Origin of the sequence: Caballeronia sp. INML3B (genome assembly GCF_023631305.1) — a bacterium.
GTDB classification, from domain to species: Bacteria; Pseudomonadota; Gammaproteobacteria; order Burkholderiales; family Burkholderiaceae; genus Caballeronia; species Caballeronia turbans.
In genome coordinates this window covers 39,832-64,391 of record NZ_JALQDI010000058.1, presented here as the reverse complement: position 1 = coordinate 64,391, position 24,560 = coordinate 39,832, and the positions used below count along the sequence as shown (strand labels likewise).

Sequence of the window (24,560 nt, the reverse complement as noted above, 5' to 3'; positions counted from 1 at the left end):
AACGACCCCCGTAAAAATATGGCGATCGGGGCGGACCGCGGGGGCGCCCCCGCGCACGACCAGCGACCGGGGGGGGGGCCGCGCGCGCGGCGGCCGCACGAGCGCGCGCAGCAGCCATTCGCGTGGACGGCGCACGTCGATGACGCCCCACTGCGCCGCCCAGCGCAACACGAACGCACGCAGCAGCACGCGAGGAAGGTCGCGCCGGCCCGCGCGCGGCGGCTTGAAGAAGAGGCGCACGCACCAGTCGAGCGGCGAGCGTTCGTCGGGCAGGCCGAGGCCGCGCGCGATCCAGCCGACGATGCCGCACCGGGCGACCCGCCGCAGCAGCTCGCGGGCGATGTCGCGCCGGCCCGCGCGAGGAGGCTTGAAGAACAGCCGCAGGCACCAGTGGAGCAGCGAACGCTCGCCGGCAAGACCGAGACCGCGCGCCATCCAGCCGATGATGCGCTCGCGCAGGCCCGCGCTTTCCTGACGCCGGTCCCCGCGCGTCATGACGGCTCGCTTGCGGTCAGCGCGGGCAGCCAGGCATCGACGTGCTGCGCGAGTCCGTGCAGATCGTGCGATGCCTGCGAATGCGGCGCTTCGTCGAAAAGCCAGCCGCCGCGTGCAAAAGATTCAGGCATCGCCGCGTCCAGATGGATGCGCTGCGCGACGGGCGCGCCGGCCGCGACGCGCAGCATCGCGAGGACGTCACGCTGCATTTCGCGCGCCGGATTCAGCCGGTTGACGACGAGCTGCACATCGGCGCACGACTCGCGCAGCGCGGCAAGGTGCGCAACGAGCGTTGCGCACGCGGCCGGCTCGGGCGCACAGATGCACAGCACGAGATCGGCGGCGCGCGCGGCGTGATCGGCATGCGGCGACGGATAGCGCGGCGTGTCGATCAATACGATGCCCGTGTCCGCGAGCCCGATCTCGCCGGTCGCGCGCGCGAGCCATTGCGGGTCCGCGGCGAGACGCGCGGCGCTCGCGGCGGCTTCGTCGAGCGTGAGCTGTCCATGCGGCACGAAGAGCACGCCTTCGTCGTTGCGCCAGGTGCGCTCATGCCAGGCGTGCGAGGCGTCCGTCAGCGCCCGTGAGATGCCTTCTCCCGCGAGCGAGTCGAGGCCGAGCCAGGCCCCGAGCATGTTCTGCGGATCGAAGTCGAGCGCGACCACTTCGCGTCCGAGGCGCGCGAGCAGCACGGCGAGCGAGGCCGTGAGCATGGTGCGGCCCGCGCCGCCGGTCGTCGAAATCAAGGCGATGGTTTTCATGAGCGGGCCTCGGCGCTATCGGCGACGGGCGGCGCATCCGCGTCCGGCACGAGCCGCGCGTCGAGCGCGACGGCTTCGATTCGGCAGGGCACCGCGTCGCGCGGATCGAAACGGCGCACGGCGGCCATGCCGTGGCGCACGCTGCCGCGCTGCCATACGATCCATGCCGGCACGCCGGCCAGCGCGCCGAGCAGAACGGAAATCAGCAGAATGTCCATGATGGGGTCCGGTTCAGTTCTTCGACGCGGCGAGCGGCATGCGCGCGGGGACCGCGCGGCGTGTGGCCGGTGCACGCGCGTCGCCCTGCGTGGCTTTCGATGCCTCGGTCTGGAGCGCCTCTTCGAGTGCACGCAGTGCCTCGCGCGCGCGACGTACCGTTTCCGGCTCGTCCTCGCTTCGCGTCTGCGTTTGCGACGCGGGCACGGCGTGCGCGTCCGGCGCGACGGCCGCGGCCGTCCGGAAGAGATCGCTGTAATCGGCGGCGGGCACACGCCGGCTGGACGCTTCGAGCGCCTTCAGTTCGGCCGCGATGCCTTCGTTCGACAGGTACGCGATGTCGGTCGCGATGCGCGTCACGGGGCCGCCGAAGATGCGCGCGAGCGCGGCGTTGGCGTCGGCGAGACGGCACGCGAACAGGAACACGTACAGATGCGCGGCATCGGCGGTAAACACATCGCCCGCACGGCGCGGCTTGCACTGGGCAAGCGCGTCGACATGTGCGAGCGTGGCCGGCAGCGTCAGTCTGACGAGCACGTGCGGCAACCGCAGCACTGCGCCACGAGCGACAGCGCCTTCCACGTGCGCGCAGAACGCGCTGACGTTCAGATAACCGGTCGCCGTGTCGGCAAGCGACGCGGCAAGCGCCGTGCGGTAGTCGGAAACCAGCGGACGCGTATAGAGCTGTCCTTGCAGCGACTGGAGCAGCGATTCGATGCGCGAGAACGGCACGTCGCGCGCGACCACGAGGTTCGCGCCGAGGCTCAGCATCAACAACTCGTACTGATGCCGAAGCACTTCGCCGCGCTCGACCACCGCGATCTTCAGCGCCCGGCCGCACGTGTGCCTGAGCGTATGCACGGCCGCACACAGCGCCTCGAGTTGCGCGCCGTCCCGATGCGCCAGCACGACCGTCGCAGCGCGCGCGCCCGCGCAGGCAGCGAGCACGGCGTCGTGGCCGTCGAGCACGTCCCACTCGCGCGGGACCCAGGGCTCCTCGCCGACCACATCGCGGCTCACGACCACGCGCTGCTCGTCGCGCGCGATGAGCGTCGCATGACTCGCCTCGCCCTGCTGCTCGGGCGACGCGACGCTCAGGCGGCCGTCTTCGGTGAAGCGCAGCGCATGCATGTCGCCGGTCACGAGCGCCCGGCCGGTGCGCCAGAAGTCGACTTGCCAGAGCAGCTCGCCGTGCGTGCGCCGCACGCGAGCCGCGCCCGCGCACGCGCCGTTGAGGGCGCTGCGTCCGGTCGAACCGGCGGCATCGTCCGGGTCCTGATGTTCGCCGGTGTCGGTATCGGCATCGCTCGCGCCGGCGTGCGGGCCGAGCAGCAGCACCATCGTGATGCCGCGCGCCGCGCACCAGTTCGCCAGCAGCCGTCCTTCGCGCGCCAGCGCATCGGAGTCGCGCCAGGTGAACCAGCGCTCGGCGCCTTCGACCAGATAGAGCGCATTCGAGCGCAGGCCGAAGCGTTTGAGCGCGCGCAGCGCGCCGAACAGGCGCGCGAGCGCAAGCGGCGGCGCACCTTCGCCGTCGCGTCCGGGCGTTTCGCCGGATGTGTCATCCGGCATCGCGAGCACGTTCAGGCGGCGTGGCCATCCCGGCGCGGGCTCGCCGGAGAAGCCGAGTTCGCGCAACCGGGCGGCGGCCTGCGCGCGTTCGCGCGCGAGCACGACCGTCACGTGGCGCGTGTGCGCTGCGCGCGCGCTGGCCCAGACGAGCGCATCGCATTCCGGCGAGCGCGGCGCGACATGCACCGTATAAAGCGCACCCGGCGCGAGCGTCGCGAGATCGTCGGGCAGTCCATCGACGGCAAGGCGGCACGGTGCGGGCTGGCCACCCCCGAGGCGCGCGCGGACGAGCCGGAACAGCGCGGCGAAGATGCCGGTTCCGGTTCGTGAAGGCGAGGCGCTCGATGCGCCATCGGGTCGGTTGGAGTCGTTGCTCACTTAGGTCCGTTCCTGCAATCCCTGACGCGCCGCGCGCGCCCCGGGCGTTATCCGAAGCATGTTTCGCCGCCCGTCTAGTAACTCGAATAGAGACGCACCGGCGTCGGGCTGATCCGGAAATCGTCCTTGCGCGCGGAGAACGCGATGCGCGCGTAGATCATTCCCGAGCTCGGCGCGTAGTCGTGCGAATGGTCGATGTTCAGACGCGCGCCGACCACGAAATACGGATTCACGCGGTACTGCACGACGGCGGCAAAGCCGTAGGAGAAACTCACGCCGTTCGTCGAGCTGCCGCCGAACACGTTGTTCGACTGGCTCGCAGCAAGCCCCGCGACCGATGGCAGGCCGATCGGAAAATACGGCGAGTCCTTCTCGTACGCGTTCGATATGCCGACCGTCGCGGTGACATCCCACGTGAAATCGTTGCGCCGCCCGATCCATTCGACCGGCACGCCAAGCGACAGATAGCGCTGCGGGCTGTAATAGCCGCCCTGCCCGTAGGTGTAGTAGCGCAGGTTGTCCGTGTAATGCCAGACGTTGCCGACGAGACCGGTCAGCACGCGCATCGTCGCCTGTCTGAATATCGGCACATTGAAGCCGGTCCTGAGGATGAACTCCTGATTGCTCGCGACGTTGCGCCCGGTCAGCTCGCCCACGCCGATATCCGCGAAGGTGCTCACCGCGCCGATGTCGGCGCCTGCGTGCATGTCGATGCCGTCGCGGCGCACGCCGCCCCAGGTCGTATGCGTGATCGGATCGGTCAGGCCCGCGTACGACAGCTCGCTGCTCGTCACGGGGCGGCGCGATGCCGAAAAAGACAGGCTCGCCGGACCGGCGTCGAACTTGTAGCGCACCCCGCCGACGAGGTAATGCACCGGAAAGCCGATCGGCGTCGAGCCGGCATCGATGCGCCAGGCATCCGAGGTATAGCCCACGCCGCCGCCAAGACCGTTGGCGTGCTGATGCAGGTCGCCTTCGGTGACCGGCGAGGCGTTGAGGAAGGTCTGCAGCGCCTGGGGATTGCCGTAGTAGGCGGCGGTCGTGCCGAATGTCTGCGCCGTGTAGGACAGGCCCGTCGTGGTGAGCTGCTCCGGATGGAGGAGCGCGTCCGCCTCGAGCGTGCCCGCGTCGAGATGGACCGCATCGACGTGCGCGAAGAAGTGCCCGTCGTAGCGATACGGAATCTGCACGTACACCGGAACCTGCTGTGCGTGATACGCGGAGACGCCCGCATCGCCGGACTTGTACGCGGGAATCCACGCCGTCTCGACTTCCGGATTGCGGCGCTGATCGAGATCGTCGAGCGCGGCCTGGCCCGGCGTCGGGCGGATCGAACCGGCCGGCGTGCTGAAGCCCGCGCCCGATCCGATGCCCGCCGCGCGCTCCTGCGCGAGCGAGAGCCGATACAGCGACGCGGCGCTGTCGTACTCGCCGAGATCCTCGGCGACGCGGCCCGCCTGCACGGTGACATCCGGGCGCGCCGGATACGCGACGCGCAGCGCCTCCGTGATTCCGCTCGCCTCCCGCGGGCGGCGCAGCGCGGAAAGTCTGCGCGCGGCCGAGAGGCGCGTGTCGATATCATCGGGCGGCGCGGCGTCCACCACGCGGCGCACGATCGCGAGCGCCTCGTCGTGCGCGCCATCGTCGCCGAGCACGCGGGCATACGCGAGCTGCGTCTCGGGATCGTCGGGCATGCGTGCGAGCAGCGGCTCAAGCGCGGCGCGCGCCTCGCGATTGCGGCCCTGCGCGCGGGCGAGGTCCGCGACTTCGAACGCGTAGCGCTTGTCGCGGCGGCCGGCGTCGCTCACGGTCTCGAGCACCGAACGGGCGCGGCCATAGTCGGCGGTTGCGATCGCATCGTCGGTCTGACGCAGCGCGAGGCGCAGCGCCTGATCTTCGAGACGCTCCGACTGGCGCGGCGTGAGCCCGCCGTCGCGCCGCAGCGTCGCGTGCAGCGCGGCGAGCGCATCGTCCTCGCGCGTGCTGCCGAGCAGATCGCCATAGCGCAGCCGCACGTCGGCGTCGGTGTCTTCCGGATGCGCGGCCATCCAGTCCGCGAGCAGCGCGAGGCCGCGTTGCGTCTCGCCCTGGTCGATGTAAAGGGAGCCGATCGACGCGAGCATGTTCGGATCGTCCTGCGCGAAACCCTGCGCGCGCCCGAGCGATACGCGCGCGGCCTGCGCGTCGCCGCGGGCGAGCGCCGCGCGTGCATCGGCCAGCGCCTGTTGCGCATCGAGATTGCGGGCGAAGGCGCGCATCGCGTCGCTGCGCTCGGACTCCGGCACGGCAGCCAGCGCGGCCTGTGCGCCCGCGAGATCGTCGAGCGAATTGCGGTACAGCGCGCTCGCATAGCGCATCTGGGCGCCGGGCGCGCGTGCGAGGCCGTCGTCCATCACGGCGCGGCCGAGTTGCGGCAGGCCGAGGTTCTGATAAAGGCGCGCGAGCGCAAAGCGCGTCCAGGGCTGATCCGGATCGGCGCGCAGCGACGCTTCGTACTTTTGCGCGGCCGGACCGTTCTGGCCCTGCGCGGCGAGCTGCTGCGCGTCGCTCGCGGCAAGCTCGGCGCGCATCTGCGCGAGGCTGTCGCGATCGCCGGCGGCGGTGAAGCGGCTTTGCAGCGCGTCGATGAGCGCCTCGACCTGATCGCCGCGTCCGGTGCGTTCGAGCAGCGTGCGCGTGCTGCGCAGCGCCGACAGGCTCGGCTCGCGGTCCGCGAGCTGTGCGCGCAGGATCGGTTCGGCGGCGCGCCAGTCGCCCTGCGCGAGCAGCGCGTCGGCGAGCAGCAATTTCGCGTCGGCGCTGGCCGGCTCGACCGAGAGCGCCTCGCGCGCGAAGCGTTCGGCGTCCTGCGGTCTGCCCGCCCCGGCCGCTTCGCGGCCTTTCGCGAGCGTGCCCCAGAACTGCGCCGTGCGTGCGAGGTTCTGCCACTTGGCGCGATTGTCGGGCGCGAGCGCGGCGGCACGCTCGAAGAGCGCGCGCGCCTCGTCGCGATTGCCCTCGCGCATGCGCACCAGACCGAGGCCGCCAATGGCGTCGGCGTCGGCCGGACGTGCGGCGGCGGCGCGCGCGAGCAGCGGCGCGGCCGCGGCGAGATCGCCGCGTGACAGCGCAGCGAGCCCGCGTTCGCGCGCGATGTAGTCGGGATCGCGTTCGAGCCGGCGTTGGGCCTCGATGCGCGCATCGAGCTGATCGGCGCGGTCCCGGAATTCGGCGTCGTCGGGTACGAGCACGAGGTACGCGCGCAACGCAGGCAGATACGCGGGGTCCGCGCCTGCCTTCTCCAGCACGTGACGCCAGACGTCGAGCGCGGCGGCACGGTCGGTGTCGGTGCGCGTCGCGAGATTCCATGCGATGCGGTTCGCCTCGGCGCGTGTCGCCTCGTCCGTGCCGAGCAGGCGCGCGAGCGTCTGCGCAGCGTCCGTGTCCGCGGGATCGGCCGCGACACGGCGATGCAGCGCGTCGAGCGCTTCCCGGCGGTGCGCGGGCGTCGCCGCGATGATCTGCCAGTACTCCGCGCCGAGCGCGCCCGACGGCGCGCCGTGCGGAAAGAGCAGGCCCAGGCGGCGCGCGGCCTCTTCCGTCTGGCCACTGCGCGACAGCAGGCGGATGGTCGCCATCTCCTGACGTCCGTTCACGGCGACGCGATATTCGTCGGCGGCCTGGTGCGTGATCGCAGCGTCTGGGGCGATTGCCTGCATGCGCGCGAGCGCCGTCTGGGCCGCCTGAGTCTTGCCGAGGCGCAATTGCGCGCGCACGCGCTCGGCAAGCAGGCGCGGATCGTCGGGCGCGATCAGCAGCGCCTTGTCGATCGCCTGCAGCGCGAGATCGTCGCGATGCTTGTTGCCCCAGACGCGCGCCGTGGCGTAGAGACGCGCCGCCATCGCGGGCATCGGCGCGAGCGTGGGCGCGGGTGCGGGTGCGGGCGTCGTGGCTGGCGGCTGCATGGCGTGCGCCGGCATCGCGAGCATCTGCGTCGCACAGACGACGCTCGCCGACGCGAGCGCCGCGCTGATCGCGGTCCGGTTCAGCCTGGGTCCGTGCATCATCTGGCGGCTCCGCATTCGGATGCCGCGCTGTGCAGCGTGCCGTCGGCCGCGAAGCTGAAGCGCCCTTCGCGCCAGCCGAGGCCGAAGAGCATCAACACGCTCGTGTAGTAGCCCGGCGCCGCTTCGTGGTCCGCGCGCGCCGCCTGCGCATCCGCGAGTGCGCTCTGGCCGCGCGCGGCGAGAAACGGCACGGCGGCGGCGGAGAATCCCGCGTTGCCGTCGTTTTCTCCCGGCGTGCCGGTGCGCGTATCGACGCGCTCGGGCGGCGCGCCGTGCCGCTCAATATACGCCGCGAACGGCGCGAAGCGTTCGAGCAGTTTCGTTCGCGCGTCGTCGTCGGCGGCGAGCATGCCCGCCCACAGATAGACGCGGATCGCGTTGTAGGCGCTCTCGGCCTGGGTCTGCTCGTCGGGGGCGAAGCCTTTCGCGCGGTAGAGCGCCCAGTCGGGCGAGAACCCGCGCGGCGCGGTATCGATCAGCATGCGCGCGCTCGTCGCGGCGAGGCGCGGCCAGCGCGTGTCGTCCGGCAGGTGCGCGCCGATACCGCGTATGACTTGCAGCGGCGCGTAGCTCGGATTCACGCGCCAGGTATCGGCGGCGGGATGAAACCCCGCCGGCCCGGGCAGCAGCGTGGGCCCGAGGCCCGGCAGCGTGGCGGCTTCCTCGTCGAGCACGCGTTTCGCGAGCAATGTCCCGCGCGCCGTGTAGCTGCGCTCGCCCCACGCGCGGCCGGCTTCGAGGAGCGCGTAGGCGATCCACAGATCGGCATCGGATGCGGCGTTGGCATCGAGCACGCGGAACTGGCCGGCTTCGTCGCGGCCCCACAGCCACGCGGGCAGGTGCGAAGCGAGATCGCCCTGCGCGAGTTCGTGCTCGGTCCAGTGCAGGATCGTGTCGAAGCTCGCGCGATCATTGGCGACGAGCGCGAAGAACAGCGCGTAGGACTGACCTTCGGAAACGGTGCGTTCGTCAGCCGAGCCGACGTCGATCACGCGCCCGTCCTTCGAAACGAAGTCGCGCCTGAACCGCTCCCAGCGCGCCCACGATGCGCAGACGCGCGGATGACCGGACGACGGCCCGGATGCCGTCATGGCTGCGGCCTGCGCGGGCGCGCCGTGCGGCCCGTCGGCCACGCTTGCCCCGAACGCGTTCGCGCCAGCCGTGCCGGATGCGCATACGATCGACGCCACGCACGCCGCGCGCAGTAAGACCGGAGCCTTCATTCACATGCTCCGGCGGGCGGGACGCGTCATGCGGCGCGAGAGAAGAACGGTCATCGCTCAGATGCCCCGGCGGCGCGCGGCCAGTTCCTGAAGCCCGGTGAACGCGCCGATCGCGAGCAGCAGGCCCGCCAGCGCGCCGAGCACACCGAGCAGCGCCGGATGCCGGACCGCGAGACTCCACAGCTTCGCGTACCACGGTACGTAGCCGATCACATAGGTATCGCCGACGCGCGTGCTGTCGACGCCGCCGCGCCGCACCAGTGACAGATCGCCCTGCACCTGCGAGACGCGGTCGGAGCGCTCCAGCACGTCGAGCAGGTCGCCGAGGCGGCCGTCGCCGGTCGCCGCCAGCGCGACGACGCTGCGCCCCGCCGCGCCGGGCGCCTCGAAGCCCATGATCGCGGCGAGCGGGCCGCTCTGATCGAGCGATGCGCCGCCATGCGTGGCGAGCTTGCCGTCGCGCCAGCGCTCGCCGACCGAGAAGGACGCACGTGCGATGCCGTCGTTCGCCGCGGCGGCACCCGCCGCGCGCCCGCCCGCGATCGACAGCGACAGCGGCAGCGCGTCGTGCCAGCGTGCGAACACCGGCGATGACGGCGAGCCGCCGATCACGAGCAGATCCTTCTGCGCGAGGGCCGCGACATCGCCGGGACGGGCGATCGTCACGCGCAGCGCGGGAAAGCCGGTCCACTGGCCCATGTGGCCGAGCATCGTCAGCATCGTCTCGAGCTCGGCGTCGCTCGGATGATCCGGGATCACGACGGCCGTCTGCGCCAGGTCCGCATGGCGCGTGAACGGAAAGCCACTGTTGGCGAAGTACGCGAGGTTCGGCATCTGTGCGTAGTGCACGAAACCGGAGAAGTCGATGGTCGAATCCGGGTCCACCGCCGCCCGCGCCGGGTTGTTCTGCACGCCGGCGCACAGTCCGGTCTTCTGCGAATCGAGGTTAAAGCGCAGTTGCAGCTGGTTCGAGCTGCCTACGCGAAACGCCGGAATATCGAGCGCGCTCGCCGAGCCGCTGTTGACGCCCGACAAGAGCGGCAACTGGAAGCGGCCCTGGCTGTCGTCGCTGCGGGCGGGCGGCAGGCGGAACGACTTCACGAGCTGGTCGTTGACGTCGACGGCGAGCGCGGAGTTGTTCTGCACCGTCGGCGCGGTGTAGCGGTAGCGCAGGTTGAGCGGCACACCCGCGCTGTTCCACGCGAAGAGGTCGGCGGGCACGCGCAGGTTCAGGCGGATCGCATCGGGAGTGCCGCCCGAGACCTGCAGTTGCGACGGGTCGTCGACGAGTTCCTTGAAGGCGACCGGGCGATCGGTCGGCATCCAGCGCGGCGCATCGTAGGGCTCGCGCGGCTTGCCGATATCGACGTGCGCGACCTTGACCGAAGCACCCGACATCGCCGCGCGACCGAGCACCAGCGCATAGGTCGCGTCGTCCACTTCGGCGGCGGTGCGCCCGGTCACGACGAGCAGCTTGCGGTCCGCCGAGGCGGGGTTGTCGGTGACGAAGATGGTCGGCCCGTCTATCTCCGGCAGCACCGCATGCGCCGATAATTCGGCGGGCAATTGCGCGCGCGTGCCGACGACGAGCGCGTGCTCGTTCGCCGGCAGCGACGTGCGCGCCGGGAAACGCGCGTTGCGGTAATCGGCGAGCGCGCCGAGCCACGAGGCGAGAACGCCCGCGCTTTTGAGCGTTGCGCTGTCGGGCGACGCGGGCAGCACGAACGGCAGCGTGAGGCGGCTCACGTCGCGCGGGTCGAAGAACGGTGCGGGAAGAAGCGCGAGATCGCTCGGCAGCTTGATCGGCGCGGTGTCGAGAATGAATTCGCTCGTCGGGCTCACGTCGGCCCACAAAGCGGTGTTGGCCGGATCTTCGCAATGATCGAGCGTGTAATGGCCGATGAAGCGCAGGCCGAACTGGTTGTAATCGGTGAACAGGTGCGGATCGACGGGAATGTCCTGCGTGACCATCGTTCCCGCGTGCTCCTTGTCGAAGGGCACGGTGGCGATCACCTCGTTGTTGATCGACACCTTGACGTGCGACAGCGCGAACGCGAGCGCGGGAGAATACGTATAGCGCAGACGCAGGCGCGCGCCGGTCACGACGCGGTCGAGCCGCACGCCGAGCGAGACCGAGCGTGCGTCCTCCAGGCCGCGCAGATGCAGCGGCTCATACGCGCCCAGCGCGGAGAACGGCACGTGGATCGAGGCCGCGTCGCTGACGGCGGCAGGAACGGTTGCGTCGACGGGCGCGTTGGCGGCGACGGCCGGCAATGCCGCGGCGTAGATCGCGCCGGTAGCCATCGCGAGGAACAGGCGGAACGGAACGGACGGCTTCATCGACGAGCCTGCGCAGCGTCACGCGGGCGCAGACCGGCTCGCGGGCCATCGCCGTCTTGCGTTTGCTCGATGCATGCTGGCCCCACCCCGCCAGCCGCAGGCCCTACCGTCGCATTCTTCGTAAGCATCCGTACCAATCCACGCTTCTTCGATAAAGACCACATCGCCACGGCCAACTTCTTCTACCCGGGGCCACTCTCTTGCGTCGCAAAACCGCGCCACGGCAAATGCAGCGGACTGCCGCGCGGCTTCTTCGCACTCAACTCCATACGAAGCTTTGTCGGTCGATAAAGGCGAAACTTGATGGCTACGTTCGAGGAAGTTCGCCTGGCGGATGGAAAGTGCGCGAAAAACTTACCGATTCGATGAGAAATAGAGAATGAGAGAATGCGGACGCTGCCCTTGCTTACGAAACCGGGAAACGCGCGCCCGCACCAGTCTTGTCGACTACCCGGTATTGCGCGGCGATTGCCAGGAGGATGGCAACGAACTCGTCCATCGCTTGCGAAGTGGCTTCGTCTTTTCGCGTAATAACGCTGTAATTCGACAGCGTCCGCCGTATCGGCACGTCCAGGTATCCAAGCAGGCCATGCTTGACGTACTTGTCCATCGCGGCCTGTGGTTGAAGGGAGATCATGTCGGTGGCCTGCAGCAACTCCAGCGTCGAAAAAATCGAGGGCGTTTCCACGATACCCACCGGCGCGATCATCCCCGCCGCCGCGAACGTCTCTTCGAATAGCTGCCGCATGGCGGTGCCTTGGGGATACAGGATCCAAGGCCACTGGCCGAGATCGGTGATCTCCATGCGCCGCCGCTTCAGCAACGGATGATGCTGCCCGACGACCGTACGTGCAGGCTCCGCCAATAGATCGACCACATGGAAAAGCGCTTCGTGTCGTGGCTCTGTCGGGCGCCCGACCATCACGTCGAGTCGCCTTTCCTCGAGCCATGTCGCGAGCTGATCGCTACTTTGCTCGACCAGCTTGATGATGAGTCTCGGGCGCCGGCGCTGGATCTCCTTGATAGCCGCGGTCACGAGTTGTGCGGCGGAAGCCGGAATGAAACCCACCGTGAGATGTCCATAGCCGCCGTTCTTCAGTGTCGCGAACTCGTTCGAAAACTTGCCGAGACTGGATAGCGCGGTGCCGGCGTAGCGGACGGAGAGCGTTCCAAGATCGGTCGGCCGCATTTCGCGCGGTAGCCGTTCGAAGAGCGGCGCACCGAACATCGCCTCCAGATCGCTCAGAATCTTCGTCGCGGCCGGCTGCGTGATGTGCATGTGCTCAGCCGCAATACGGAGGTTGCGCGTACGCCCGAGCAGTTCGAGCAACTGCAGATGCCTGAAGCGCAGCTTCGTCAGCGCTGAAATAGCGGAGTTATTCGAATCTTGAGGCATAGGGCAAACGCGTAGAGACTCATAACCAGATGGAATTGATTTTACGCAATTCTCGATTGGACGCTTATCAAAAGCGCAATGGACAATCCAGAGCGCATCGGGCCTTTACTTGCCCGGCAGCTTCCAACAACCACCTTACTGACGCGATCACGATGAATACACAAGCCCGGTACTCCGCCGATGAACTGCAAGGCTTCGCACAGCGTCTGCTGGTCAGGGCCGGAATGGACGACGTCAAAGCGCTGGCAGTCGCCCGTACGCTCGTCGATGGCGACTTGATGGGACACGATACGCACGGGCTCGCGCTGCTGCCCGGCTATATCCGTGAGATTGAAAACGCCACGATGACGTGCTCCGGCGAGCCCGAGGTCGTGGCGGACCGGGGCGCCAGCCTGTTGTGGGATGGCCGGCGTCTTCCCGGCCCGTGGCTCGTGCTCAGCGGCATCGAAACACTCGCGCCGAGAGCACGAGAATACGGGAGCGCGACGCTCGTGATTCGGCGCAGTCATCACATCGCCTGTCTTGCCAGTTATCTGGAAAAGGCCACTGCCGACGGATTCATGATCGTGCTCGGCAGCTCCGACCCGGCGGTGCAAAGCGTGGCCCCTCATGGCGGCACGCGTTCGGTATTTACACCGAATCCGATCGCGGCGGGCATTCCGACATCGGGCACGCCGTTTCTGATCGATATCTCCTCGTCGACCGTGACGAACGGCATGACCGCGCGCCGACACAAGGCCGGCGAACTCTTCGAGGAGGCATGTTTTCTCGATGCGGACGGTCAGCCCAGCCGCGATCCCGCCGTGCTGTCCACTGAGCCTCCGGGATCGATTCTCCCGGTCGGCGGCATGACGTGGGGACACAAGGGCTTCGGGCTAGCGTTGATGATCGAGGCGCTGACGGGAGGTCTCGCCGGTCACGGCCGGGCCGATCCCGCCGAGGGATGGGGCGCCACCGTGTTTGTGTCGTTATACGATCCGGCGGCTTTTGGCGGTCCCGCCGCGTTCGCGCGGCAAATGGACTGGCTCGGCGATGCCTGTCGGGACAATCCGCCGCGCCCTGGAACGTCGGGTGTGCGGATGCCGGGCGATCGCGGATTGAGCCTCAAGCGCGAGCAACTACGCGACGGAGTCGCGCTGCACCCGACGATCGCACCGGCACTCGAGGCCTGCGCTCGGCGCTATGAGATCGGGTTTCCTGATGCACTGACCGGCTGAGTCGAGGCGAGCGAGAGTCTCTGACTCTCGCTCGCAGCAGCGCTGTGTTGCGGTTACGCGTCCTGGGCCAGCGCCGCCGGCGGAATCGGGCCGCGCACGAGCAGCCAGTAGCCGATCAGCGCGACGGCGGCAACGCCCGCCCCGACGAAGAGCGCAGGCTGGAACGAGCGTGTCTGCTGCACGATGAAGCCCGTGACGACCGGTGCCAGCGCGCCGCCGAAGTAGCCCCCGAAATTCTGCATGGCGCCGATCGACGCGGTGCAGTTGGAGGGCGCGGCAACGGACGCCGTCGCCCAGGCCGCACTGCTCGACACATACAGGAGCAACATCGAGATCGAGATGAATACGACCGCCAGTGTCGCGCTGTGCGTGAGGCCAGTCAGCACCGTAAACACGGCGACACCGAAAAGCGAGGCGGCCATCGGGTACTTCCGGCTGTTGATCGCCGACACCCCTCGCCGAGCGAGCACGTCGCAAATCTTTCCGCCGGAAAGGCTGCCCACTACGCCGAAGAGATAGGGGACCGCCGCCACCCACCCCGACTTCGCGATGGTCAGGTGAAATTCCATTTGCAGATACGTCGGCAACCACGCGTTGTAGAGCCACAAGACGTAGATCGTGCCGAAGAATCCCAGCAGCATGCCCCACGTGGTGCTGAACTCGAACAGACGGCGCCACTCGCGCCATGTCGGGCGGCTCTGGATTTCACCATCGACGTCGGTGAGATACGCGCGCTCCCGCTGCGTCAGGTCGACCTGACGCGGGTCGCGATGCACGAGAAAGAAACACAGTGCCACGACGAGCCCGGCGATTCCCATGATGCCGAACATCCATCGCCATCCCACGGTCAACATTACGACTGTCAGCAAAGGCGCCGATATTGCGGTGCCCAGCGTCGATGAACTGTTCCAGATGCCGGTCGCGGCGCCACGCTCTTTCTTGCCGAACCAGTCGCGAACGACTTTGGCGCTCGTCGGAAATTGCGGCGCCTCCCCGATTCCCAGCACCATGCGAGCGGCGAAGAACTGGCCGAAGCTGCTCACGACGCCGCCGAAGGCTTGCGCCACCGACCAAGTCGCGAGGCTGACGGTAAGCATGATCCGCGCGCCGAAGCGATCGACCAATGCGCCCGCCGGCAGTTGCGCAAACGCATAAGCCCATAGGAACGCGGAAAGCAGCAGGCCCATTTCCCCGACCGAAAGCCCGAGATCCTGCCGGATCAGCGGATTCGCGATGGATAGCGTTGCGCGATCGATGTAGTTGATGACCCCGCTCAGGAGGAGAAGAGCAAGCGCGGTACGCTGGATTCGCCGCACCCTTGGCGTAGCTCGATCGTTGGAAGCGATGTTCTGAGCGGCGCTGGCGTCCGACTCCGGCACACGCGGCACCGCGGAGGATTGCTCCATGGGTAAGTCTCCTGGATATTTTGTTCTGTCGGCGAGGCCGTTATTTCGATGCGAGCGCGCGGATTGCCGCATCGGACTACGCACGATAGGTCCGCACCCGATGGAAATCCAATCAAATTTTCTCGCAAAGCAATTCCATTTGTTTATCGCGAGCTAGGGGCAAACCCGCGCAGCACCCTTGCAGCTATCAGCGCACGATGCCAGCATCACTGCGGCGCCATGATGCGCAACGCCGGATGACCGTTGAGATCCTTGAGAGCGAAGTACGATCGATGCGTCGCCGGATCGACATACACGACATGAGCGTTCGGCCCCAGAGAACCTTCGCCCACTTTTGCCACATGAGTCCCGTCAAAACGGAACATCGGGACGACACCGCCCTCGCCAGCCACATACACCGTGCTCGCCGAAGCATCGAGCGCCAGTACGTCCGGATTTCGTCCCACGTCGAACGATTGGGAGACACGCATTGTGCGCATGTCCAGCACCAGCAATTTGCTGTTGCCTTCACACGCAATGAAGGCGAGTCTGGCTTGCCCAACGATGAGCAAGCCGTGATTCCCGTCTGCTCCGGGCAAGTCGATCCGCGCCGCGATTGCACCCGTCGAAAGGTCGATCTCGACCAGTTGCCGACGCGTTTGAACGTTGACGAAGATATGCCGCGTGACTGTCGATCGCCACGACTTCATTCGTTCCGGTCGCCGAGGCAAACACCCGCGAGCGCGGCGGGAACGTTGGTGGTAGCTGGCTGATGCGATGGCATGTACAGGTACAGGATCAGGATCGCGAGTCCCGACAGGGCGCACACCATGAACATGACTCGCATGGCCGAAAGCGCCGATATTTCGGAATGCGCAGCGACCCAGTCGGGGACGCCGGCCAGCAGCGCACCGAGCGCGCGCCCGCGAGCGCGCCCGCGAGGCTGTAGCGCGCGAACAATGCTGTACGTGCCTGCGCCTGCGACGCTTCGGCAAGACATGCGTGCTCGATCGGTAGAAACAGACTGACATCGTCCGCGCTCGGATTCAGCGTTCCGACGAATGCCACCGCAAGCTACAAGGTGACTCGCCTCCGGTAGTTACGCGCAAGGGTCGCGGGCGACTGCCCTCCAGCCCACTATTTACTTGACATCTAAACTATCAAAACCTAAATTATCGACGTGAGAAGACAACGGTCGGAGAGCAAGCATGCGCATCGTCTGCATCGGCGGAGGCCCGGCGGGCCTGTATTTCGGGCTTTTGATGAAGCACCGCCACCCTGGCTACGACATCACCGTCGTCGAGCGCAACCGGCCGTACGACACGTTCGGCTGGGGCGTCGTGTTCTCCGACCAGACGCTCGGCAACCTGCGCGCGGCGGACCCGCAAAGCGCCGACGCCATCCTCGATGCCTTCAATCATTGGGACGACATCGAAGTCCACGTCGGCGGCCGCACGATCCGTTCGTCGGGGCATGGCTTCTGCGGCATCGGCCGCAAACGTCTGCTGAATATCCTGCAGGCACGCTGCGAAGATCTCGGCGTAAAGCTCGTCTTCGAGACGCAAGTCGTCAACGACGAAGACTACGAGGCGGACCTCATCATTGCGAGCGATGGCGCGAACAGCGCGGTCCGGCAAAAATACGCGTCGACCTATCGACCCGACATCGATCTGCGCGATTGCCGCTTCGTGTGGCTCGGCACGAACAAGTGTTTCGACGCCTTCACGTTCGCATTCGAAAAGACGGAGTGGGGCTGGTTCCAGGCGCATGCCTATCGTTTCGACGAGAACACGTCGACGTTCATCGTCGAAGCGCCCGAGCGCGTATGGCGCGGAGCCGGCCTCGCCGACATGAGCAAGGACGACGGCATCGCGTTTTGCGAAAAGCTCTTCGCGAAGTATCTGGACGGTCACGCGCTGATATCGAACGCCACGCACTTGCGCGGCTCGGCGCAATGGATTCGCTTTCCGCGCGTGGTGAATCGTGAATGGGTGCATTGGCGCGATGGCGCGAACGGCAAGCGCACGCCCGTCGTGCTGATGGGCGATGCGGCGCATACCGCGCACTTCTCCATCGGTTCGGGCACCAAGCTCGCGCTCGAAGACGCGATCGAACTCGCGAACAGCATCGACACGGCATTCGCCAGGCAGAACGGCGATCTCGAAGGCGCGCTCGCGCATTACACGCAGGTGCGCAGCGTGGATGTGCTGCGCATCCAGAACGCCGCGCGCAATTCGACGGAATGGTTCGAGCATGTGGACCGTTACGCGGCGTTCGAACCGGAGAAGTTCGCGTATTCGCTGCTTACGCGCTCGCAGCGCATCTCGCATGAAAACCTGCGCGAACGTGATGCGCGCTATGTCGCCTCGTTCGAAGACTGGCTCGCCGCGCGCGCGGGTATCGAGCGCACTGCACAGCAACGCTCCATTCCACCGATGTTCACGCCGTTCAAGCTGCGCGGCGTCACGCTGAAGAACCGCGTGGTCGTATCGCCGATGGCGCAGTATTCCGCCGTCGATGGCGTCGCGGGCGACTATCACCTGATGCATCTCGGCGCGCGCGCGATGGGCGGCGCCGCGCTCGTCATGACGGAGATGACCTGCGTGTCGCCCGAGGCGCGCATCACACCGGGATGTCCCGGCATGTATGCGCCGGAGCATCTCGCCGCGTGGACGCGCATCGTCGATTTCGTGCATGCGCAATCGGATGCGAAGATCGGCATGCAACTCGGTCATGCGGGCGCGAAGGCATCGACGCGCGTGAGCTGGGAAGGCATCGATCAGCCGTTGCCTGATGGAAACTGGCCGCTCGTCTCCGCTTCGCCGCAACAGTACGTGCAAGGCGTGAGCCAATGGTCGCGCGAGGCGTCGCATGAAGAACTGCGTGGAATTGCAGCGCAATTCGTGCGTGCCGCCGAAATGGCCGCGCAAGCGGGCTTCGACTGGCTCGAATTGCACTGCGCGCACGGCTATTTCCTGTCGAGCTTTTTGTCGCCGCTAACGAATCATCGCACCGACCAGTACGGCGGCTCGCTCGAAAACCGTCTGCGCTATCCGCTCGAAGTATTCGAGGCGATGCGCGCGGCATGGCCGCAAGACAGGCCGATGTCCGTTCGCATTTCCGCGCACGACTGGGTGGATGGCGGCACGACACCGGACGACGCGGTCGAAATCGCACGCGCATTCAAGGCAGCAGGTGCGGACATGATCGACGTGTCGTCGGGGCAGGTCAGCAAGCAGGAAAAGCCCGTGTACGGCCGCATGTTCCAGACGCCGTTCGCGGATCGCATCCGCAACGAAGCGGGCATTGCCACGATCGCCGTCGGTGCGATCTCGCAAGCGGATCATGTGAACAGCATCATCGCGGCGGGACGCGCGGATCTCTGCGCGGTGGCGCGTCCGCATCTCGCGAATCCGGCGTGGACGTTGAACGAAGCCGCGAAGATCGGTTACTTCGACATCGCGTGGCCGAAGCAGTACGCCGCCGCCAAATCGCAACTCGAACGCAACCTGGAACGCGAGCGAGCGCTGGCCGCCGACAACGCGCGCCTCACGCCACAGGAACGCGCCCAACGCGCGGAAGGAACGGTCTGATCATGACGGCTCTCGCAGACAAGCACGCGGTCATCACGGGCGGAGGCAGCGGCATCGGTGCGTCGTGCGCAGAAGCGCTCGCACGGGCGGGCGCGCGCGTCACGTTGATGGGCCGCGATCGCGCGCGCCTCGAAGCACAACGCGAAGCGATGCGCGCGCATGGCGACGTCGCGTGCATCAGCGTCGATGTCACGAACGAAGCCGCCGTCGAGGAAGCATTTTCGCGCGCCGGTCCTGCCGACATCCTCATCAACAACGCGGGCCACGCGCAAGCCGCGCCCTTCACGCATACCGATGCCGCGCTCTGGCAACGCATGCTCGACGTGAATCTCACAGGTGTATTTCTCTGCACGCGCGCCGTGCTGCCTTCCATGCTCGAACGCGGCTATGGCCGCATCGTGAATGTCGCGAGTACGGCGGGGCAAATCGGCTATGCGTATGTCGCCGCTTACTGCGCGGCGAAGCACGGCGTCATCGGCCTCACGCGCGCGCTGGCTGCGGAAGTCGCGACGAAAGGCGTCACCGTCAATGCAGTGTGCCCCGGTTATACCGAAACCGAACTGCTGCGCGCGTCGCTCGATCAGATCATGTCGAAGACCTCGCGCAGCGAACAGGATGCGCGCGATGCCCTCGTGCGCCACAACCCGCAACGCCGCTTCGTGCAACCGGAAGAAGTCGCTAACGCCGTGCTATGGCTGTGCGCCCCCGGCTCCGATTCGATGAACGGCCAATCTATTTCCGTATCAGGTGGAGAAGTAACGTGACCCACGCCGCACGCAACAAGAAAACGACCGCCCCGACGGAGCCGAAAACGCCGCGCAAGGGCATAGAAAAGCCGGCGGACAACGTCGTCGATCTGGAAATGAGCACGGGCGCCGACAGCCACATGGGACTGCGCCTGTGGCTGCGCATGCTGACGACGACGAACCTGGTGCAAGCCGAATTGCGCAAACGCCTGCGCACGGAGTTCGATACGACCTTGCCGCGCTTTGACCTGATGGCGCAGCTCGAACGTCATCCGGAAGGCCTGAAGATGACCGAGCTGTCGCGCCGCATGATGGTCACCGGCGGCAACGTGACGGGCATCACCGATCAGCTCGAAAAGGAAGGACTCGTCTCGCGCGACATCGATCCGAATGATCGCCGCTCGATCAGCGTGCGTCTCACGCCGCAAGGCCGCGCCGCATTCGACAAGATGGCGACCGCGCACGAGCAATGGGTCGTCGAAATGTTCGGCGGCCTCGAACTGAATGAAAAATCGCAGACGCATCAGCGGCTCGGCAAACTGAAGCAGCATTTGATGAATACGCTAAAGGACTGAAGGAGACAGCGATGACCTCATCCGCCGCCGCCGCGCTTCTCGCCGGCAATCGCATGACGCTCGCGGACTATCGCGCGACGCACTTCGGCTGGTCCGTGACGAACGGCGTCGCGACCATCATGCTCAATCGCCCCGAGCGCAAGAACCCGCTGACGTTCGAGTCGTATGCGGAGTTGCGAGACCTCTTTCGCCAGCTCGCCTATGCGACCGATGTGAAAGCCGTCGTGATTCACGGCGCGGGCGACAACTTCTGTTCCGGCGGCGACGTGCATGAAATCATCGCGCCGCTCATCGATCTGCCGATGCCCGAGCTGCTGCTCTTCACGCGCATGACCGGCGATCTCGTCAAGGCGATGCGCCATTGCCCGCAGCCGATCGTCGCCGCCGTCGATGGCGTATGCGCGGGCGCGGGCGCGATCCTCGCGATGGCCTCCGACATGCGTCTCGGCACTTCGCGCAGCAAGCTCGCGTTCCTGTTCGCACGTGTCGGCCTCGCGGGCTGCGACATGGGCGCGTGCTCGATCCTGCCGCGCATCATCGGCCAGGGACGTGCGGCCGAACTGCTCTTCACGGGCCGCGCCGCGAGCGGCGACGAAGGCTACGACTGGGGCTTCTACAACCGCCTCTGCACGCCCGAGACTTTGCTCGACGAAGCCGCGAAGCTCGCATCCGAACTCGTCGCAGGCCCGACCTTCGCGCACGGCATCACAAAGAAGATGCTGCATCAGGAATGGAGCATGAGCATCGACGAAGCGATCGAATCGGAAGCGCAGGCGCAAGCCATCTGCATGAGCACGCGCGATTTCGAGCGCGCATATCGCGCGTTTGCCGCGAAAACGCGCCCCGTCTTCGAAGGTGATTGAATGAACGTCGATCTGCACAGCGCGCTCGCGTGGCCCTTCTTCGATGAACGGCATCGCGTACTCGCGCGCGATGTCGATGCATGGGCGCACACGCATCTGAAGCACGTCGATCACGCCGATACCGACGCCGCCTGCAAGCGCCTCGTGCGGATGCTGGGCGACGCGGGCTGGCTCAAGCATTGCGTCGGCGGGACGCAATACGGCGCATCGAACGAGTCGATCGACACGCGCGCCGTGTGTCTGCTTCGCGAAACGCTCGCGAAGCACGACGGCCTCGCGGACTTCGCCTTCGCCATGCAGGGCCTCGGCTCCGGCGCGATCTCGCTCGCCGGCACCGACGAGCAAAAGGCGCGCTATCTGCCGCGTGTCGCGAACGGCACGGCACTCGCGGCGTTCGCATTGTCGGAGCCCGACGCAGGCTCGGATGTCGCGGCGATGTCGCTCGATGCGCGCGCCGACGGCGATGACTACGTGCTGAATGGCGACAAGACATGGATCTCGAACGGCGGCATCGCGGATTTCTATGTCGTGTTCGCGCGCACCGGCGGAGCACCGGGCGCGCGCGGCATCAGCGCGTTCATCGTCGATGCGGATACGCCGGGGCTGCAGATCGCCGAACGCATCGACGTGATCGCGCCGCATCCGCTCGCGCGGCTGCATTTCGACAAGGCGCGCGTGCCGCGCAGCCAGATGCTCGGCGCGCCAGGCGAAGGCTTCAAGATCGCCATGCGCACGCTCGACATCTTCCGCACGTCCGTTGCGGCCGCATCGCTGGGCTTCGCGCGCCGCGCAATGCAGGAGGGACTCGATCGCGCCGCGTCGCGCAAGATGTTCGGCCAGACGCTCGGCGACTTCCAGCTCACGCAGGCAAAGCTCGCCCAGATGGCGCTGACCATCGACACGAGCGCGCTGCTCGTCTATCGCGCCGCGTGGTTGCGCGATCAGGGCGAGAACGTCACACGCGAAGCAGCCATGGCGAAGTGGCACGCGAGCGAAGGCGCCCAACAAGTGATCGATGCTGCCGTGCAGTTATGGGGCGGCCTCGGCGTGAAAAGCGGCACGGCAGTCGAATCGCTTTACCGCGAGATTCGCGCGCTGCGCATCTATGAAGGTGCGACGGAAGTGCAGCAGTTGATCGTCGGACGAGACTTGTTGAAAGCGCACGGAGAACGTCAACGATGACGCAAGCCTTCGATATGCCGATGCGCATCCGCTTCGCGCATTGCGACCCGGCGGGCATCGTCTATTTCCCGCAATACCTCGTGATGACGAACGCGCTCGTCGAGGACTGGTTCAACGACGCGCTCGGCATCGACTATGCAGCGATGATCTCCGCGCGTCGCGTCGGGCTGCCCATCGTCAAGCTCAACTGCGAGTTCTCGCGGCCGAGCCGCATGGGTGAAACGGTGACGTTCACGCTGGCTGTCGATTCCGTCGGACAGCGCTCGATTCGCATCGACATCGTCGGTCATTGCGATGGCGAAGTGCGCTTTCGCGCGAAGCAGGTTCTCGTGACGACATCGCTCGACGATGGCCGCTCGATCGACATTCCCGGCGACATCGCCCGCGCCATCGAACGGTTCGCGCCGGGCACGAGCCGCGCATTGCAAGAGGAGACACGCTCATGAAAAAGACGCTTCTGCCTTCGGGCTGGCTCAAGCCGCGCGGCTACGCGAACGGCGTCGCGGTGCGCGGCACGCAGGTGTATATCGCCGGACAGATCGGCTGGGACGAACAGGCGCGCTTCGTGAATCACGAGTTCGGCGCGCAGGCCACCCAGGCGCTGCGCAACGTCGTGGCGATTCTGCGCGAAGCAGGCGGCAAGCCCGAGCACCTCGTGCGCATGACGTGGTACGTGACGGACAAACGCGCGTATCTCGCGGCGGCGAAGGAAATCGGCGCGGCGTTTCGCGAGCTGATCGGCGACTACGATATCGCGATGAGCGCGGTGCAGGTCGTCGCGCTCATCGAAGACGAAGCACTGGTGGAAATCGAAGCCACGGCGGTTATTCCCGATTAAGCGGAGAGCACGATGGAACGGTCAGCACACGTCGATACATTCGCGCGCGATCATCTGCCGCCACAGGAACAATGGCCGGTGTTCATGCTCGACAACGCGGATGTCGCCTATCCCGCGCGCATCAATTGCGCGACCGAGTTGCTCGATCGCGCAATCGAACGCGGACATGGCGATCGCCCCGCAATCTGGTCCGATGTGAACGGCGAGCCTCGTGCGACGAGTTATCGCGAGTTGCGCGCGCTCGTGAATCGCAGCGCGCATGTGCTCGTCGATGAGATGGGCTTGCGTCCGGGCAACCGCGTTCTGCTGCGCGGGCCGAATACCTTGCAGATGGCGGTCGCGTTCTTCGCGGCGTTGAAGGCGGGTCTCGTCGTCGTGCCGACCATGCCACTCCTGCGCGCGAAGGAGCTCAAGCAGATCATCGACAAGGCGCGCATTTCAGCGGCGCTATGCGATGTGCGCCTGACGGAAGAACTGAAACGCTGCGAGACGCCGGGCGACGCGTTCCATTGCGAAGCGCTTGCGCAGGTTCTCATGTTCCATGACGACGCACCCGGCTCGCTCGAATCGCTCGCGGCGACGAAGCCCGATCATTTCGATGCGTGCGACACCGCCGCCGACGACGTGTGTCTCATCGCGTTCACGAGCGGCACGACGGGCGCGCCGAAAGGCTGCATGCACTTTCATCGCGACGTGCTAGCCATGTGCGATCTGTTCCCGCGACACATCCTCAAGCCGGCATCCGATGATGTGTTCTGCGGCACGCCGCCGCTCGCGTTCACGTTCGGTCTCGGCGGCCTGCTCTGCTTTCCGCTGCGTGTGGGCGCATCGACGGTACTGCTCGAAAAGCTCACGCCCGAAACGCTGCTGCGAACCGTCGAACGTTTTCGCGCGACGATCATGTTCACCGCGCCGACCTTCTATCGGCAGATGGCGCCGCTCATCGCGGGCTTCGACGTACGAAGCCTGAAGAAGACCGTGTCCGCGGGCGAAGCCTTGCCCGATTCGACACGCGTGCTATGGCGCGAAGCGAGCGGCATCGAGATGATCGACGGCATCGGCGGGACCGAGATGATCCACATCTTCGTTTCGTCGGCGGGCGCGGACGTGCGCGAGCACGCTATCGGACGCGCGGTGCCGGGCTATGCCGTGCAGGCCGTCGACGATGCGATGCAGCCGGTGCCGGCCGGCACGATCGGCAAGCTCGCAGTGCGCGGCCCAACCGGTTGCCGCTATCTCGCGGACGAGCGTCAGACGAAGTTCGTGCGCGACGGCTGGAATCTACCGGGCGATTCCGTCGTGATCGATGAAGACGGCTACGTGTTCTATCAGGCGCGCGCCGACGACATGATCGTATCGGCGGGCTACAACATTTCCGGGCCGGAAGTGGAAAGCGTGCTGATGCAGCACGAGGCCGTCGCGGAATGCGGCGTGATCGGCGTGCCCGACCAAACGCGCGGGCAAGTGGTGAAGGCATTCGTCGTGCTCAATCCCGGCTTCACGGCCGATGATGCGCTCATCGCCGAATTGCAGGACTTCGTGAAGCGCAATGTCGCGCCTTACAAATATCCGCGCATCGTGGCCTTCCTCGATGCCTTGCCGCGCACCGAAACGGGCAAGCTCAAGCGCTTCGCGCTGCGCTCGATGTAGCGGGAAGGAAAGACGTTTGCTTGGTAGAGTACGGGTCATGCCCGCCGTGAGGCGGCTCGCCCACTCTTCCGAGCAAACAAGAAA

The 24,560-nt window shown here is 66.7% G+C and carries 18 protein-coding genes and 2 pseudogenes; 9 read left to right on the top strand and 11 right to left on the bottom strand.

Annotation, left to right across the window (positions count from 1 at the left end; translation table 11 throughout):
• The 8 genes and pseudogenes from NCS58_RS25800 to NCS58_RS25765 all read right to left on the bottom strand — a co-directional run.
• Positions 1-495 (bottom strand): annotated as a pseudogene (locus NCS58_RS25800) (hypothetical protein); the annotation flags it as partial.
• Positions 492-1,256 carry a cellulose biosynthesis protein BcsQ gene (gene bcsQ / locus NCS58_RS25795; RefSeq protein WP_061116252.1) on the bottom strand — a complete coding sequence of 255 codons (765 nt, stop codon included), beginning with the start codon at positions 1,254-1,256 and terminating at the stop codon, positions 492-494. The gene bcsQ and the pseudogene NCS58_RS25800, both read right to left, overlap by 4 nt.
• The gene (locus tag NCS58_RS25790; protein WP_061116251.1) at positions 1,253-1,474 is read right to left on the bottom strand and encodes a hypothetical protein; all 222 of its coding nucleotides are present in this window, start codon (positions 1,472-1,474) and stop codon (positions 1,253-1,255) included. The genes bcsQ and NCS58_RS25790 overlap by 4 nt, the downstream gene beginning before the upstream one ends.
• 13 nt (positions 1,475-1,487) lie before the next feature.
• The gene (gene bcsE / locus NCS58_RS25785) at positions 1,488-3,422 is read right to left on the bottom strand and encodes a cellulose biosynthesis protein BcsE (protein WP_061116250.1); all 1,935 of its coding nucleotides are present in this window, start codon (positions 3,420-3,422) and stop codon (positions 1,488-1,490) included.
• A gap of 74 nt (positions 3,423-3,496) precedes the next feature.
• Complete coding sequence (locus NCS58_RS25780; protein WP_409219310.1) at positions 3,497-7,465, bottom strand: cellulose synthase subunit BcsC-related outer membrane protein; 3,969 nt, start codon at positions 7,463-7,465, stop codon at positions 3,497-3,499.
• Positions 7,465-8,691, bottom strand: coding sequence for a cellulose synthase complex periplasmic endoglucanase BcsZ (gene bcsZ, locus NCS58_RS25775; RefSeq protein WP_409219309.1), 1,227 nt, complete (start codon positions 8,689-8,691; stop codon positions 7,465-7,467). The genes NCS58_RS25780 and bcsZ overlap by 1 nt, the downstream gene beginning before the upstream one ends.
• A gap of 57 nt (positions 8,692-8,748) precedes the next feature.
• Entirely contained in the window at positions 8,749-11,031 is a 2,283-nt protein-coding gene (gene bcsB / locus NCS58_RS25770) for a cellulose biosynthesis cyclic di-GMP-binding regulatory protein BcsB (RefSeq protein WP_061116248.1), read from the bottom strand.
• 406 nt (positions 11,032-11,437) lie between these two features.
• Positions 11,438-12,427: a LysR family transcriptional regulator gene (locus tag NCS58_RS25765; protein WP_061116247.1), complete on the bottom strand. Its 990-nt coding sequence runs from the start codon at positions 12,425-12,427 to the stop codon at positions 11,438-11,440.
• 152 nt (positions 12,428-12,579) lie between these two features.
• On the opposite strand from NCS58_RS25765, the gene NCS58_RS25760 reads away from it, so the two are divergent.
• Positions 12,580-13,644, top strand: a complete 1,065-nt coding sequence (locus tag NCS58_RS25760; RefSeq protein WP_061116246.1) for an Ldh family oxidoreductase — start codon at positions 12,580-12,582, stop codon at positions 13,642-13,644.
• A gap of 53 nt (positions 13,645-13,697) precedes the next feature.
• On the opposite strand, the gene NCS58_RS25755 is transcribed toward NCS58_RS25760, so the two are convergent.
• From NCS58_RS25755 to NCS58_RS25745, 3 genes and pseudogenes are all read right to left on the bottom strand, one after another.
• Positions 13,698-15,050: an MFS transporter gene (locus tag NCS58_RS25755; RefSeq protein WP_061116245.1), complete on the bottom strand. Its 1,353-nt coding sequence runs from the start codon at positions 15,048-15,050 to the stop codon at positions 13,698-13,700.
• 206 nt (positions 15,051-15,256) lie between these two features.
• Positions 15,257-15,739: a YncE family protein gene (locus NCS58_RS25750; protein WP_061116244.1), complete on the bottom strand. Its 483-nt coding sequence runs from the start codon at positions 15,737-15,739 to the stop codon at positions 15,257-15,259.
• A gap of 22 nt (positions 15,740-15,761) precedes the next feature.
• Positions 15,762-16,103 (bottom strand): annotated as a pseudogene (locus NCS58_RS25745) (MFS transporter); the annotation flags it as partial.
• A 134-nt stretch (positions 16,104-16,237) separates the two neighbouring features.
• Here NCS58_RS25745 and NCS58_RS25740 point away from each other — a divergent pair.
• The 8 genes from NCS58_RS25740 to NCS58_RS25705 are packed head-to-tail and all read left to right on the top strand — an operon-like array spanning position 16,238 to position 24,476.
• Positions 16,238-18,622 (top strand): bifunctional salicylyl-CoA 5-hydroxylase/oxidoreductase, encoded by a 2,385-nt coding sequence (locus NCS58_RS25740; RefSeq protein WP_250538907.1) that lies wholly within the window; start codon positions 16,238-16,240, stop codon positions 18,620-18,622.
• Between the two features lie 2 nt (positions 18,623-18,624).
• Complete coding sequence (locus tag NCS58_RS25735) at positions 18,625-19,386, top strand: SDR family NAD(P)-dependent oxidoreductase (protein ID WP_061116241.1); 762 nt, start codon at positions 18,625-18,627, stop codon at positions 19,384-19,386.
• Positions 19,383-19,943, top strand: coding sequence for a MarR family winged helix-turn-helix transcriptional regulator (locus NCS58_RS25730; RefSeq protein ID WP_061116240.1), 561 nt, complete (start codon positions 19,383-19,385; stop codon positions 19,941-19,943). The genes NCS58_RS25735 and NCS58_RS25730 overlap by 4 nt, the downstream gene beginning before the upstream one ends.
• A gap of 11 nt (positions 19,944-19,954) precedes the next feature.
• Positions 19,955-20,806: an enoyl-CoA hydratase family protein gene (locus tag NCS58_RS25725; protein ID WP_061116239.1), complete on the top strand. Its 852-nt coding sequence runs from the start codon at positions 19,955-19,957 to the stop codon at positions 20,804-20,806.
• Positions 20,807-21,988, top strand: coding sequence for an acyl-CoA dehydrogenase family protein (locus tag NCS58_RS25720; RefSeq protein WP_061116238.1), 1,182 nt, complete (start codon positions 20,807-20,809; stop codon positions 21,986-21,988).
• Positions 21,985-22,434, top strand: coding sequence for a thioesterase family protein (locus NCS58_RS25715; protein ID WP_061116237.1), 450 nt, complete (start codon positions 21,985-21,987; stop codon positions 22,432-22,434). The genes NCS58_RS25720 and NCS58_RS25715 overlap by 4 nt, the downstream gene beginning before the upstream one ends.
• Positions 22,431-22,826 carry a RidA family protein gene (locus NCS58_RS25710; protein WP_061116236.1) on the top strand — a complete coding sequence of 132 codons (396 nt, stop codon included), beginning with the start codon at positions 22,431-22,433 and terminating at the stop codon, positions 22,824-22,826. Before NCS58_RS25715 ends, NCS58_RS25710 begins: the two co-directional genes overlap by 4 nt.
• A gap of 12 nt (positions 22,827-22,838) precedes the next feature.
• Entirely contained in the window at positions 22,839-24,476 is a 1,638-nt protein-coding gene (locus NCS58_RS25705; RefSeq protein WP_061116235.1) for an AMP-binding protein, read from the top strand.
• Positions 24,477-24,560: the final 84 nt, after the last annotated feature.